Source organism: Bacteroidales bacterium (assembly GCA_018334875.1).
Taxonomy (GTDB): Bacteria; Bacteroidota; Bacteroidia; order Bacteroidales; family UBA12077; genus JAGXLC01.
Genome location: JAGXLC010000077.1, coordinates 1 through 16,201 on the forward strand (window position 1 = coordinate 1; position 16,201 = coordinate 16,201).

General features: G+C 43.7%; 5 protein-coding genes. All 5 read left to right on the top strand.

Going from position 1 to position 16,201, the window contains the following annotated elements; translation table 11 throughout:
• Positions 1 to 379 precede the first annotated feature (379 nt).
• Positions 380 to 2,458, top strand: a complete 2,079-nt coding sequence (locus tag KGY70_08495; GenBank protein ID MBS3775212.1) for a S8 family serine peptidase — start codon at positions 380 to 382, stop codon at positions 2,456 to 2,458.
• Positions 2,459 to 2,470: 12 nt separating this feature from the next.
• Positions 2,471 to 5,902, top strand: coding sequence for a hypothetical protein (locus KGY70_08500; protein ID MBS3775213.1), 3,432 nt, complete (start codon positions 2,471 to 2,473; stop codon positions 5,900 to 5,902).
• Complete coding sequence (locus tag KGY70_08505; protein ID MBS3775214.1) at positions 5,899 to 9,489, top strand: hypothetical protein; 3,591 nt, start codon at positions 5,899 to 5,901, stop codon at positions 9,487 to 9,489. Before KGY70_08500 ends, KGY70_08505 begins: the two co-directional genes overlap by 4 nt.
• Positions 9,490 to 9,508: 19 nt before the next feature.
• The gene (locus KGY70_08510) at positions 9,509 to 15,280 is read left to right on the top strand and encodes a hypothetical protein (protein ID MBS3775215.1); all 5,772 of its coding nucleotides are present in this window, start codon (positions 9,509 to 9,511) and stop codon (positions 15,278 to 15,280) included.
• A partial coding sequence (locus KGY70_08515; protein ID MBS3775216.1) for a hypothetical protein occupies positions 15,273 to 16,201 on the top strand: 929 nt, incomplete at its 3' end. The genes KGY70_08510 and KGY70_08515, both read left to right, overlap by 8 nt.

A 16,201-nucleotide genomic window follows, 5' to 3' on the forward strand; every position in this document is an offset into this window, starting at 1 on the left:
TTCACATCCGCATAATGCAGTCCCAGTTTTTCAAGTTCAATTCTTACCACCATCTGGCAGCGCCTGGATACCATATTTTTAATGAATAGCTTCAATGAATCTTACCTTTTATTATTTCCCGGAATACCGTTTTTTGAGGATGTTATTTTTCTTTATATTTATTTTTAAAATTAAAAAAAATATGGACAATATACAAATTAACCATAAAAAGATCATAAATTCCGTAAACATATAATGTTTGATTATCCGGAGCACGTTAGATTTCTCCACTAGTATTGAGATAAGTATAATTTTTTAAAAAAAATTCTGTTTTTCCTTGACTTATGTTAAATAATTCCATACATTTGGAAAAATCAGAAATTTATATAAATCATGAGAGATGCCTACCTTTTGGAATAAATTAGACACAGAATTACAGATAATCTATGTCAATTATCTTGAAATAAAAAAGAAGGGAAAAGATCAGGTTGAAAGAATTCATCCTTCAATAGAAGATACCTTCAGATTGTCCGTTATGCTTGAGTTCTATGATAACCTTGGAGAAATAGAAGAGAAAGGATTCGTAACCACCAAAAAAATAAATGAAAATAAAGTTTGGGGGAGATTACATCTTAAAAACCTGGAAGAAATTGCTTTACTGGACAATGTCAAATCAATTAAATTCGGGGAGCAGGGAAAGTTACAACTCGATACCAGTGTGGAATACGTTAGAGCAAGTGGTTCGGGAAATATCTGGCAGGTAGACACCTCGAACGGTCAATTTACCGGAACTACCGGTGAAGGGATTATTTTGGGAATTATTGATACCGGTATTGACTTTAATCATCCTGTATTTTTTAGCACCGATTCCCCAAAAACTACCCGTATTTCCAGAATATGGGATCAAGGTTTAACCCCGGATGATCCTTCCCAAAGTCCGGAAGATACTTATCTTGACGGCAACGACAGATATGGGGTAATATATACCGATGATCAGATTAACGCTGTACTCCGGGGAAATGAAGCTGCATCAAATATAAAGCATAAAGATTGTGGGGGTCATGGCACCCATGTGGCCTCAATTGCGGCAGGAGATGGAAGAGCAGCAAAGCCGTCAGAAGCTGAATCTACCTATAAATATATAGGAGTAGCTCCCAAAGCTGAGATTGTTGTAGTAAAAATTCTTGATCTTTTCCAAAGACCTATGGCTCCTCCGGATCCGGGAGAAACAGAAGGAACAGCTATCGGGTACAATCAACAATTTCGGGATGCCATTACCTACATTCTGGAAGTGGCCGAAAGAGATTTGGGTAATAAGCCTGTGGTGATTAACTACAGTATAGGTAATCCACATGGGCCTCATGATGGACTTACCGAACAGGAAGAATTTTTGAGAAGTACATTTGGCGGAAATTCCGAAAGAAGACTCTTTGTTACTTCGGCAGGAAATGATGCAGGAGATGAGATATATGGCATTGCAACCATTCCGGATTCAGGATCCATGGACATTACATTTGAATTGTATGACAATAGAACGGTAAGGACCAGCTATGACAGAGGACAAATCTCGGACAATACATCTTATTTGGATATAGACATGTGGTACCGGGATCCCGGCGCTGCCGGTTCTGTGACCGTTGCATTAAAACTGCCCGGAAGATCTGATTTTGAAAGTGACCTTTCATCGGGTGGAGGTCCACAGGCAGGCGCTATAGGAAACCGCAACCAATTTGAATATAATTTTACCCACAAATCTGAAACTGCCATGAGACCGGCTACTGATGCTGATCCGGCAACGGAGGTGACCAGACACAACATTCATCTTGAACTTCCGCCACACAATGGATATTTTGAAACCGGTAACTATATTGTCAGGCTATCGGGTCCCGCGGATACAGAGATTCACATATGGTGCGATATCAGCGCTTATAAAGGAAGCCCGTATGGTATCAAATTTGTTTCTGCAGATCCCCCGGCAGCTCTGGATAAAAAAACGGGGGCTGATCAGATTCATCTTATTAGCGCTCCTTCAGGAGCAAGTCATATTTTAACAGTGGCAGCTTTAAATGATGATAGTTCCATAACATCATACAGCCAGGGGGAAATTGTCTCATTTTCATCCAGAGGTCCACTGATGGATTATTCAAACCTGGGTCCTTATAAGGATAAGCCCGATATTGCTGCCCCAGGTTATACCATAATGGCTGCAAGGAGTAACTTTTCAGCTCCTCCCGGAAAATCCCCATGCTGTCAGGAGAGCGCTCCTCCGGGATACACAGCGAAAAGCGGGACAAGTATGGCTTCTCCACATGTGGCGGGTATTGCCGCATTGTTGCTTGAGAAGAATAATGATTTGACAACCAGTCAACTGATTGACCTGATAAAAAATAATGTTGCCACCACAGACCAGCCTCTTGATCAAAATGAATATGGCTCCGGCATAGTAGACGCTAAATCGGCTTATGACGCAGTACCTTAATACATTAAAATAATGGCAGAACCAGCTAGTATCATCAAATTCGCCTCATGGCTAGGCAGGGCAATCGGAAGCAGTTCTTCGGTATTCGAAGACTTCAGTACGGAATTTTTGGGAACGGATCTCCCTTTATCCGTTCTGGATAACGATGGAGTAAAAACAGCTCTGCAAGTTACCAGTCAATCAGCAGAAGCTGTAGAAACCGCTTCAGATGAGCTTGCCACTGCAGGTCTTTCCGGTAACACAATGGAAATTACCACCAAATTTATTCTTTGGGGAAATGCGCTCAGGGAATATTTTCAGTCCATTGCTACCCTCGTTTCCGCTTTCGACAATGCAATTAACTCTTCTGCAATTCCTGATGCCGATGATCGGGATGCAGCAGAAAACTTAAAATCTCATCTTACAAAGATATTGGTGGATTACATTGTACTGACTGCTGCCGAATACGTCAATAACCAGCTATTGCTTCTTTTAAAAGTACTTGGACTGATCGATTGGGGATATACGCCTCCTGAAAACGCCAACGGACTTGACAAAGGATATGTAAAGAAAGAACTTCGGTTTGACCGTTTCAAGGACTTAATAAAAGACCCGGTCAGGCATTTTGAAGATATCATCGGATGGGGAACAGATGATTTTGACCCTACACCCTTTTTCCGGATTTTTACTGAATTCATGGGTAGAGAAGAATCCTTTTCCCTGGATGAAATCGATGGTGATCCTGTATTAAAGTATGGGATCATGTCGCTGAGAAGTGTGTCTGCCGATTCACCCACTTCTTTACAACTCGATCTTGATGTTACCCTTGAAAAGACCGAAGAGATCAGAAGAACCTTAACAAAAACGCTAGGCTTAACTTTTTCAACCACGCTTACAGTAAATGGAGGGGCTTCCATGAAAATTTCGCCCCCCATGGATCTGAGTATTCAACCTACTGCAGGAGAAGTGAGCGGCTTATTCAAGTTGTTTGTCAACAGGCATGAATTTGCAAGGCCATTTGAAATTATTAACGGGGGACTGATTAACCTAAGTGTCAATGATCATATTTTTGGTGTAGGCATACAAGCCAATTGGAATGCTCTTGAAGGTAAGGCTTCCGCCCAACCGATGATCTTCTCGGAATTGTCAAAGGTTACCCTTACCATTGGTGCTTCGGACAGCGATGGCTTTATAGGAAACCTTCTTGCTGACAGTGATATAAAAGCGGAATTTGATGTAGGATTTGAGTGGATTGCCGATGAAGGCTTACGAATTAAAGCAAGCGGGGGGATTGAGATAGCGTTGCCCATTCACAAAAAGCTTGCATTTATAGAAATAAGTACCATCTATCTTGCTTTGTCTATTAAAGAAAACGGGACCTTAGCCTTAGAAGCATCATCAGGATTCAACGGCAATTTAGGTCCCCTTACTGCATCGGTAGAACGTATTGGTACGTTGGCAAACCTGAAATTTTCCGGGGATAATTCTTCCGATCTGGGTTTGTTTGATTTCGACATGAAATTCAAGCCCCCAAATGGTGTAGGTTTGGCAATTGATGCCGGAGTTGTGGTAGGAGGGGGATACCTTTATTTCGATTTTGAGAAGGAAGAATATGCAGGAGTCCTGGAACTTACATTCAGCGACTTTTTATCCCTGAAAGCAATCGGTTTGATAACTACAAGAATGCCCGATGGATCAAAAGGCTTTTCACTTCTTGTTATTGTTACTGCCGAGTTTACCATCCAGTTGGGTTACGGATTTGTATTTCTGGGTGCCGGTGGTTTGCTGGGCCTGAACCGGACCATGAAGCTGGAACCATTGGCAGAGGGAGTACGGACAGGCGCTGCTACAAACGTCATGTTCCCTTCCAATATCGTCGAAAATGCTCCTAAAATAATTAGTGACTTACGCATATTTTTCCCGGTTGAGGAAGATAAATTCCTTATCGGCCCCCTGGCTAAGCTGGGTTGGGGAACACCAACGCTTATCAGCATAACACTGGGAATCGTTATTGAGATCCGGGTGGATGATTCCGGGGGAATTGAAAGAATAGCCATTCTGGGAGTGCTTAAGTGCATCCTGCCTGACGAGGAAGCTGCCTTGCTGGTATTGCAGGTGAATTTTATAGGTGCCATTGATTTTCAGAAAAAGAATGCTTTCTTCTTTGCTTCCATATTTGATTCCCGTGTGCTTTTTATTACCATAGAAGGAGAAATGGGGGTTTTGGTAGCCTGGAGCGAAGATTCGAATTTTGTTGTCAGCGTGGGAGGTTTTCATCCCAGGTTTAATCCTCCTCCTTTACCCTTCCCCGTTCCCAAACGGGTATCATTGAACATTCTGAACGAATCCTGGGGCAAAATCAGGGTGCAGGGATATTTTGCAGTGACGACCAATACCGTTCAACTGGGTACAAAACTGGAATTGTATTTTGGCTTCAGTGCGTTTAAAATTGAAGGACATCTTGCCTTCGATGCATTGTTCCAGTTTGATCCATTCTATTTTATTGTTGAGCTCTCAGGTAAAGTATCCCTGAAAGTATTCGGTGCCGGACTCTTTTCGATCAGTCTCAAGCTTTCCCTTGAAGGTACTTCACCATGGCGGGCCAAAGGTTATGGGAAGATCAAGATACTGTTCTTTAGCTTTAAAGCCCGGTTTGACGAAACCTGGGGTGAAAGCAAGAATACCGAACTGCCTCCCATTGAGATCATTCCGCTTCTTGAAAAGGAACTTAACAAAGTCCGGAACTGGCAGGCGATTACACCCAAATCAAACAATCTGCTGGTTTCTTTGCGTGATCTGCCGGAATCAGAAGAGACCCTTGCCCTTCATCCGGTAGGTTCTTTGAGGGTTAGCCAGCGGGCTGTACCATTGAGGATCCACCTTGATCAAGTGGGAAATCAGAAACCCGAAGACGCCAATAAGCTTGATTTTGAAGCAGCAGGCTCTCTGGAAAAGATTGGCGATATACGGGAATCCTTCGCCAGGGCTCAGTTCCAGGAAATGAAAGATAGTAAAAAACTCAGCAGCCCGGCTTATGAAAAGGAAGTGGGTGGCCTGGAACTTTCAGTAGCGGGCGATCAAACCAGGTTTGGTAAATTAACAGTACGGCATGTACGATATGAATTAATTACCATTGATACGGCATACAAACGTTTTAGGGAAAGGTTTTTCAACTGGCTGGGCGTACTTTTTGTACATTTCTTTGCCAATAATGCTGCACGTCGCTCAAGCCTCTCGCAACGGGTTAAAAAGGAGTTTCAGCCTTTCGATGATAAGATTAAGGTAAGAGACGGAGCCTATACGGTTGCTTTTAATAAAAACAATAAACCGTACGATGTTGAGGCTGTAAATTTTGAAAGCCTGGCCGGTGCCGAGGAATATATGAACGGTTTAATTGTTGAAAATCCGGCAATGGCCGATAGTTTACATACAATTCCCAATAACGAAGTAAATATGACACCATGAGCAAGATATTGTCTTCATATTCGTTTCTGCCCTGGCTTCGGCTAGGTGTATCAAACCAGATACAATCCCCGGATCATGATTCATCCGTGAAACTAAGGGCGCCCATTAGTGTTGAACTGAACATTAAAGCAGATGGACAGGTTGTCAATCCCCCAATATCGCAAACCGTCGGATTATATGGCCCCGGCGATATTGTGGGTATCGACTCAAAAGCCATCATCAAAACCGAACCAAGAAACTGGATCACCAATTTCGAACCCAATTATCTGGCATCGGTTGATTTTTATGATGAAGATTTCCCCTGGCGATATACCCCGGCCAAACCGGATGGCAAGGACAGGTTAAGGCCCTGGCTGACACTGGTTGTTCTGAAAGAAGATGAGTTTGTCAATGGAAAAAATATCGCCGACCGCCCCCTTTCATATATTGAATTAAAAAAGAATGCTTCTGAAATTTTTCCTCCTGCCGGTCAGCTTTGGGCATGGGCTCATGTCCATGTCAATAGCGATTTAATTGAAGATGACCTGGAGGACCCGGATGATTCTACAAAGACGATTCAAAAGGTAATATCAGAGCCGGATGAAAAGATCAAACAGGAATACGAAAAAGTGCACGGTGAAGATCCTGATGTGGCTTACGCACGCATTCTATGTCCAAGGCGGCTTGAAGAGAAGACTGCCTATTATGCATTCCTGATACCTACATTTGAAAGCGGACGCCTTGCAGGGCTGGGACTGGATGTTGAAGGAATCTTTTCAGGTACCGCCGGCCTTCATGCTACATTTTCTGCCTGGGAAGATTATGCAGACAAAACAGAACCCAATTATTATCCGGTATATTACCAATGGTATTTCAGGACGGGTACTGTTGGTGATTTCGAATACCTGGTAAGATTGCTGGAACCAAAACCTGTGGACAACAGGGTAGGGCGCAGGGATATGGATGTTACCCAACCCGGTACAAATATTGATGGTATTACCGATGAACCGGAAGATGGGTCTGCCGTACCCCAACTGGGTGGCATTTTGCGATTGGGAGGAGCACTAAGGATACCTGTTCAGTCAATGAAACCTGAAGATAAAGAAGCGTTTGAAAAATATGATCAATGGGCCGATCCTTACCCGCGAACATTTCAAAAACAACTGGCATCATTCATAAATCTTGCCGATGATTACGCCAAAAGTACGCCCGGTGATGCACATCAAAATCCCGATTTGCCCGATAAGATTAAAAATGATTCTGCGGCACAGGATGAACCGGATCCACTCATTACTGCCCCTCTTTATGGCCGCTGGCATGCTTTGACCAATCGTTTGCTGGAGTCGGGGGATGGCATTCCCAACAGCAACTGGACCCATGAATTGAATCTTGATCCGCGATACAGGGTTCCCGCAGGCTTCGGAACAAATGTGGTGCAGAAAAATCAGGACAAGTATATGGAGGGAGCCTGGGAACAAGTGGGAGAAGTGCTGGAAGCCAACAGAAGGATCCGTCAGGCCCAGTTTGCACAATCGGTGGCAAATTACTGGTATAAAGCACATTTAAAGGGGATTCACAAAAATAACGAAGGAGCGTTCCTGTGGCTCACTCAGCCGATACAAACCCGGGTGCTGTCAAAAGGAGTCACTCTTGAAGGCAATGAGGAAATATTAACAGTTCACCACCAGGTCAAAAGCAGTAAAGTACCTTCTGTAGCTTTTTCTCCTGGTATGCGTAAGTTCACAATGCCACGGGGTCGCCTGGTTAAGGCTTTACCGTTTGACGCCCAAAAAATTTCCGAACATACATTGGTTGGAAGGATCAATACAGGCGAAGTCAAACCGGCACCCGAAAAGAAGATTCCCAGGGAATTACCTACTCTTGATCAGGTGGCGGACTCGGCTAAGCCTCAAAAAGTGCCCAAATTTCTTTTACGGTGGATGGATAAAATCAAGTGGTTGAAGTATTTGTTTTTGGGTTTGGCGGTCTTGATCCTTGCCTTGCTGGCCATTTTTGTTACTCCCGATTTAAGCTCAATAACGCCGGGCCTCGGAAGTATATCTGGTATTGCAATGCTCCTGGCAATCCTGCTTATATATCTTTTTTCCAAAATGATTAAATGGGATAAACAGAATGAGCAGGCCAACAATCTGAAAGAAGAAAATCAATCACCGGAAGCAGTGGATCAATTCCCAAAATTTACAGATTTCAGATTAACTGAGCCCGGGGAGCAAATTGAATTTACAAAGGGATCGTCCGATAGCGCCGAGGCAACCCGATTCAAAGCAGCACAGAAAGATGCCGCTGAATTGGTGCAGGATCATATTGAAGCCTCCATAGAACCGGAAAAACCTCAGCTCAATCTCTCTGAAATTGCAAGTGCTACACTTCAGACCATCAATCCGGATGAGTCCATTCGAAACTTTGTACTGACAAACAGAGTGATCATCCCTGAACGGATATATACTGAATTGGTCAGAAAGGAAGAATTTAAGGAGGCTATGGCTTATCCTGAGTTCGATGTCCCGATGTATAAACCTTTAATTGATATATCAAGCGATTTGTTTTTGCCCAATATAAACTATGTCGATCAAAATTCTATCTCGCTTCTGGAAACCAACCAAAAATTTATTGAAGCATATATGGTTGGCCTGAACCATGAGTTTGCAAGGGAATTGTTATGGAGAGAATATCCTACCGATCAACGCGGGAGCTACTTTAGGCAATTTTGGGATGTTAGTGAATACTTATTTGATCAGGAAAAAATAAACCAGATGCTGGAGGAGATTCAAACAGAACTTGGAGAAGAAGCAGAGCAAAAAATAATTGATAAAAAATTAAAAGAAAAGATTAAGGAAAAACTAAAAGATATTCCCAGACTTCATTATTGGTCGAAGTTTTCGGAGTTGGGTTCTCATGATAACCGGGAAGCCCCCGGGGAAGATGAACAAGAGGTGGTGCTTGTTATCCGGGGAGAGCTGCTTAAAAAATATCCCAATGCCGTAATTTATGCCCACAGGGCAAAGTGGAAACCCAAAAGCGATTCGGATTCCACGCCTGATAAAGAACAAGAGCGGGAACTGGTTCCCCTTCCCCCGGATAGTGCAGATAATCCTCCGAAAGACACGGTTAAGACTCCCCTTTATGAGGCAAAAGTGGATCCGGACATATATTTCTTTGGATTTGATCTGAATATAGAAGAAGTACAGGGCCTTACGGAAGGAGAACCGGCCAACCTCGAGGACAGGGCCGGATGGTTTTTTGTTATTAAGGAACGTCCCGGAGAGCCACGGTTTGGTCTGGATATAGGAACAACTGAAGAGGGAGAGCTGGAAGTTTGGAACGACATGTCCTGGGGGAATGTAACTCCGCCGGTGAATGCTACCTCAAACGATTCCAGGTTTCTTCAAATTACTGCTGAAACACAAACCATTGATGTAAGTGAAAATGCATTGGAATCAGACGATGATGAAAAAATTGCCCAACGTGAAGAAGATAAACAATTTACCTGGAATGAAAATATGAATTCAGCAGAATTGGCTTACATTTTATTTCAGGCACCGGTGATGGTGGCTGTACATGGTGCAGAAATGCTCCCCAAAACATAAACCCTAAAAAACTCAGAAAATGTCAAATAACGAAATGAACAGTCAGGAACTGAACAACCTTAGGGAGCAAAAGGAATCCAGTGAGAAAAAAATCTTCCTCGCTAAAGAACGCCTGAGAAAAATATCCGCCCAGGAGGAAAAGTTAAACAGATATTTCAATCCCGATAATAAGGAACATCTGAGGCTTCAGCGATCATTGTTATCCCAAAAAGAGGAAACAGAGAACCTCATTTCATCTGAAGAAAATGAACTGGCCAACATCAATGACTCACTTCAGTCAGTGTGGGAAAATTTTATACCTTTTACAGATCCCAAACAATACCTTCAAAGGTTGGATGAGTCTTATCCGGTTCTTCTGGTACCTTTGCGCATTGAAACCCGGTTTAAGAAGGTGCGGGACGAATACAGGCGGGAAAAGGATCAGCTATGGGTTCGGGTTTATCCGGACGATTGCTCGATTGATACATTTGAAGAAACACTATCTGAATCAGAAATTCGTGATGCACAGATTTTCTGGATGGATTGGTGGATAGCTGCCGGCAGGGAAAATTTACGGCGGGCTGCCTGGAAACGACTGGTCGATGGCCATGGACACGGCAGAGCACAATATATTTTCAACAACTACAGACCTGAGAATTTTGAAGAAATCCTTCACTCCGGGGAGGATCTTTCTATTCCTGCTGTATTTCTTGTCATTAACGGGAAATCAGAAATCAAAGAGGATGAGAAAAGTCCTCTGGCCCGTTACTGGGAATCTTTTTGGCGGGCACAGGGTGACCCTGAACAGATCAATCAAGCCAAAAGTGAACTTGATGAGGCCTTGGGAGAAGAACGGGCAACTTACCTTGCCGGTCATTTTGCTCCCAAGAACATAGATGAGAAGCCTCCCGTGACCGATGAAGACAGTACCATAAATATTGAGGTGAAATTTATTGAGTTTAAATCCGAATCGGAAACGGAATCCCAGCAACAAACCTGGTCGCAGGCACCTAAAGTGCGAATCATGCCTGAACGTTTGTATTTATTGGCTTACAGAAATGATAATCTTGAAGTTGAGGAGATTGGGGAAACGATACCTTTTCCGTTGATTGTAGGCCCGGATCCTGGTGTGAAAGAAGAGGAGGACCTGGAAGAGATCCCGGGGACAGATGTAAAAGTTACCCCCGATATGCGGTGGATGATTGATTTTGAGGATGCGGTAAGTAAAGGCATGGCTTTTAAAGTGGACCTAACCCCGGAACAGGCAAAGAACGGCTTTGATAAATTGTTTGTTCTTGGCGTAAAGATGAGTTCAGACCGGATGAAAGCAAAGGAGGAGTTTGAAGAGCTAATATATCACCATTACTACGGAAATTCCGGTTTTGGCTTTTTACCTGTGGGCACACCTACAAACAATACACTCGAATCCGGTTCAGGATACAGTGAAAGTGAAGATGCCGATGAATCGTTTGATTTGATATTTAAAAATGAACCGGAGCAACAGGAAAATGAGACCAACCAGTGGTGGGCCAAATCAGACCGCCAATGGTTTGCTGAGATGCTTGGAATATCGGAAGAAGTATTTGATAATACAATTAATACAGATGGTTACGATCAGCGGGAAGCAAGGGCCATGAATGTATCCCTCTGGCAAACCACCTGGGGCTACTTTTTTGAAACCATGCTGGAACCGGTTCTGAGCGAGACGGAGATAGAACAGATACGCTGGTATTTTAATCACTTTGTGACAGGCAGAGGTTCCATACCTTCGGTTCGGATAGATGACCAACCTTACGGCATACTCCTGACCACGGCTTTTTCAAAGATCAGTTGGATAAACGAAAAGCAGCTCTTTACGCCTCAGGATATTGCAAATGAAGTTCCCCGGACATTTAGAAGATTTCTTCCGGTATTGTACTCCAAATTTCAATTCATACAGGAAGATTGGATGAAAATGGTCGATCAGGTTTCCTTTGTTGGCAAAGAGGGGGATCCGCACCAATTACTCCTTGACATCCTCGGGCTGCACGGGGGATCGGTTGAATTTCACAAACGGTTGGGTGAAAGCATGGGTCATATATTCAACCTGTATAAAAGCAGCGGTGGAGACTCCGTCACTATGGAAGAGGTTTTTAAAGCGCTGTTCAACAGCATTGGTGGTCAATTATTGCTGAGTGAGCTGGGTTATACCGGGGAGGAATCACCCGAAATATTTGAAAAACTATTTGTGCTGAATGCCGAAAAACTTACCGGCCCCTTAATTGACGATCTCCCGTTGTCAGAAACCAATCCGGTCAGGACCTATAGCAATGGTACGGAAGAGTCCGGGCCTGAAAACTATATTCAATGGTTCATTCGGGTTGCAGGGGAATCATTTGACAAACTGCGGAAAGAAGAGGGTTTTATTGACGGTATCCGGCCCAATGCGCTCCTTTATCTTATGCTCAAGCATGCTCTTGAACAAAGTTATTGGGATGCCGGGGTGAGACTTTATCACATCAACGAAGTCTGGAATGGCAATATGATAAAGATGGCCAGAAAAGAACCGGATTTTATTCACATTCGTCCTCCTGCATCTGACACACCAATGGATGTAAATAGATTAAAAACTGCCAAACCTTTGGATTATCCCTTTAGAAGTGAAAGCAGGTATAACTTACTATACGAAGAACAACCCGCCATAACCGGTCAACCCGATATGATCGTCGCTGATTATATCCCCACGGCTGTTGCGCAAAACCATTTTGCAACAAGGTATTTGTCTTATCAGCTCAATGCTTTGAAATTATTGGCCAATTCACCTACTGCCCGTTTGGAACGCCTGTTGATCGAACATATTGATTGTGCATCCTATCGTTTTGATGCATGGAAAAACGGTATTCTGAATTATCAGTTAAAGGCCCTGAGAAACAGACCGGAGGTGAATTATGACTATACCCATATGCCAAGATATACCACCGAAAATGTAAACAAAGGTTTATATATTGGTGCCTATGGATGGCTGGAAAATGTGAAATCGGAAAACAAAGTATTAACCCCGGTCGAGCTGGACCCGGAACTGGAGGAGATATTCGGCTCCTCTGAAAATGGTCCCGTATATAGAGATTCTGAGAACCTGGGATTCATCAACGCACCTTCTCTGAACCATGCCGTTACTGCTGCCATTCTCCGCAACGGATATCTCTCCAGGGCCGGGCAGGATAATGCAGAAGCTTTCAACATCAATTTGTCTTCGGAAAGAGTGAGAAAAGCACTGCAAATTATCGAAGGCATTCAGAACGGACAAAACCTGGCGGCACTTCTGGGTTACCAGTTTGAGAGAGAGATACATGATAACAACGTACATGCAAATGTCGACCACTTGGTATTCAAGATACGGCGTAAGTTTCCCCTTGGGAGCAATCAGATGAATTCAACATACGTAGATGAGGAGAATGTTAGCATTGATGCTTTGGAAGCCAGAAATGTGGTACATGGGCTTGATCTTATCAAATTTGCAGAGAACAATCTGGGACCCAACGACGAGCCCCTCTATTTTGACGATCTGAATGTGGGTACGGTCACAGCGAATGAAAAAAATATCATTGTTGAAGCAATCAATAATATCAGAGATATCAATGATGCGGTAGCTGATCTGGCTTTTGCCGAGAGTATCCATCAGGTGGTACAGGGAAATATCGACAGGGCTGCCGGAACTCTTGATACTTTCAGTACAGGTAACTATCCCCAGATTCCCGAGGTCATTCAAACCCCCCGAAGTGGTGTCAATATAACACAACGGCTCGGTTTACAAATAGAGGCCAATGCAGATCCTACATTGCCGGGATTTACACCACGAGCCATGGCTGAGCCCGGACTGAATCACTTTCTGCAAGATATTTTGCCCGAACTGCAAAACATCATGTGTTATGTGACTTTCTTTCATCATCCGTCCAATGCTGAAATAAGAGAGCATCCGGTTAGTATGGCGGATCTTCAGCTTCAGCCAATAGATCTGCTTTTTCTTATAAACAATGTGAATGAACAGGCAATGGACAGCCTGGACGATAGGATTGTACATTATATACTGAATACCGGTTTTCCAACTTCCGGTGGTCCCTTACCGCCGCGACCGGATGCCGATATCCGGATAACCTACTTTAAATCTGCTGAAGATAAAGTTTCCGTATTTGAGCTGGCTTCGTTAATGAAGCATTTAAAAGCGATACTTCTTCGCTCACGTGCTTTACAACCCAGTGATGTTATTAAGAGCAATGAGGCAGAGGATTCTGTGAACTCAAGCTTATTCCTTGATAAGCAGAGAATTGACTTGGTGTTGAATTATCTCAATACGCCGAAAAGCAACCTTGATTCTTTTGTGAACAATATGGAAAGCTCCCTGGGAGAGGGAGGAGATGATGAGGCTACCATCATAAGCAACATTGATGACCGGCTGGAAACTTTCGTGGGAATTTTACAGACATTGGCTCTTTTGGGAATCCCCCAAACAGGGATCGGATTTGCTTATGACTGGCGGAAAAGACAATTGAAACGCCTGTTCGGCAAATTTCATGAATTGATTGACATCTGGGAACAAAAGGAAGATGAGTTTTCAACATTGTTGTCGGATTACGATACTTTGGCTACCGATGAGGAGAAAATTAAACGGCTTCTTCGGGCTGAACGGGTTATATCCACACAAACCACCCTGGAACCGGGCACCGATCCTGAAGCATTCAAGACCAATGTGATTGATGTTAAAAAAGCCAGTTTTGATCAGCGAAAGCAAGATTTTGAGGATTTTCTGAATGATAACCACATGCGCATATCTGATGCTTTGGATGATGCGAGTACACCGCTATCTTATGAAGCCTTTCATTTGGTTCCAACCGATATAGCGGATATAGAGAATGCTTGCCTGGATTTTGCCGGTACATTGCTTACCAAAGCAAAGCAGCTTAAGACCGATATAGAGAAAAGAACGGGTGTTGTTAACAGTTTGCTGGTGCAACATGATTCGGAGGTCAAACAGCCCAAAAAAATACGGCTTTTGCAGGATGCCGCCAAACAATTACTGACCGAGGAATTTAAAATGATCCCCTCATTTGAAATTCCGCAGGTACATATGGCTGAATGGCAAAAGGCAATGGGCAAAGTAGATGAGTTATTGGATTACCAAACCACTAAAAAGGAAAATCCGCTGCCGGTAGACGAATGGTTCTACGGAGTTGCAAGAGTACGGGAAAAGACAGGACATATGGAGCAGTCTGTTCTAATGGCCGAAAGCTTCAAGCCTCAGACAATTGAGCTGACTCCTGTACAATTTCCGCTCAAAGATCCCTATTGCTGGTTTGCCATGGAATTCGGACATGATGACCCGGATAAGAACGACGAACTGAACACTGTATTCCAGGAAAATGACCATTTGCTGTATACAGCTTATTATCATGAGTCTTTTGATCCTTCAAAATACCAGTGTGGCTTATTAATTGACGAATGGACTGAAGTAGTACCTACCAAAGAAGAAACCACGGGTGTTGCTTTCCATTACGACAGGCCCGATTCAGAACCGCCCCAGACGATGTTGCTTGCTATGTCACCGCAACTGGACAGGGGAGGTTGGAGATGGCAGGATCTAATCGATATCCTGCACGAGACTTTGCAGGAAGCCAAACTTAGAGCCGTTGAACCTGAGCAAATAGACAAAACCGGGTATGCAAACCTTATCCCGGCCACCATATCTACAGTAACCAAATACCCTGTAAGCATCATGTTAAATTATGCTTTTAATAATCAACCGTTGACGAATATTCAAACCATAGAAAATGAGTAATAAAGTAATTATCGATAACATCCGGTCGGTGCTGAATAACCGGACGCTTCATACCATCACGTTATGGAACAGGTTGGAAGGACGTCCCAGGACAGATGACTTTAACCGGGCACTCAGGGCTGAAATTCGCGATCCATTATGGATGCTTACCAAGCAATGGCAAATGGGTGAATTTAAAGGAGACGATGCAGGCTCTCCTGTTGGCTCAAAGATTCATGTTGCCACTACCCGGCTTAATAAATACCAGGCCGCTGAGCAACCGGCTAAGCCTTTTAATGAAGAGGTTCCCCTGGAGGCAACCGCAGAGCAATATCCTGTTCCCTTTGATTTTGAAAACAAAGCCTTCTCTCTGGATATTCGCCTGATGATGGGAAGACACTGGATTAAGATGCTGAAGCAAGTGATTGGCGATCAAACCGGATTCTTCATCGACAACGGTTATGCTGTATCAGCTCCTTCCGATCCGAACAATAAAGATGATGCCTATATTTTGGCCCACCCGGAGGCCTGGCAGGCATTCGCTGCTGCTTCAGGAAGGCAGATAGATGGTTACGCCATTTATAAAGCCATAAAAGATGGAACGAATATAGGTGCCGGTCATTCAAACGAGGCGGACATCAATGCACAGGGCTCGAAATTTACTCAATGGGTTGAGCGTTTTTTCCTTCAGCCGGACGAACCCGGTGAAAATGCCTGGAGACCTTCCCGTCTGGAGTACCAATTTTCCTGTTCTGCCCCAAAAGATTCGGAAGAAATGGTATATGAGGCAGAAGAATATTACACCGGCCGGCTGGATTGGTTTAATTTTTCTTTAAATGATGAAAGCTCCGGCCTTGAGGTTTCTTCCGGCACTGTGGAAACGGGTGTTCAGGATACAACTACAAATTCATTAATTCCTACAGCCATTGACTTTGGGGGGAT

Excerpts from the sequence above, each read along its gene's own strand:
- KGY70_08495 (MBS3775212.1), top strand. The coding sequence starts at position 380 with ATGCCTACCTTTTGGAATAAATTAGACACAGAATTACAGATAATCTAT.
- KGY70_08500 (MBS3775213.1), top strand. The coding sequence starts at position 2,471 with ATGGCAGAACCAGCTAGTATCATCAAATTCGCCTCATGGCTAGGCAGG.
- KGY70_08505 (MBS3775214.1), top strand. The coding sequence starts at position 5,899 with ATGAGCAAGATATTGTCTTCATATTCGTTTCTGCCCTGGCTTCGGCTA.
- KGY70_08510 (MBS3775215.1), top strand. The coding sequence starts at position 9,509 with ATGTCAAATAACGAAATGAACAGTCAGGAACTGAACAACCTTAGGGAG.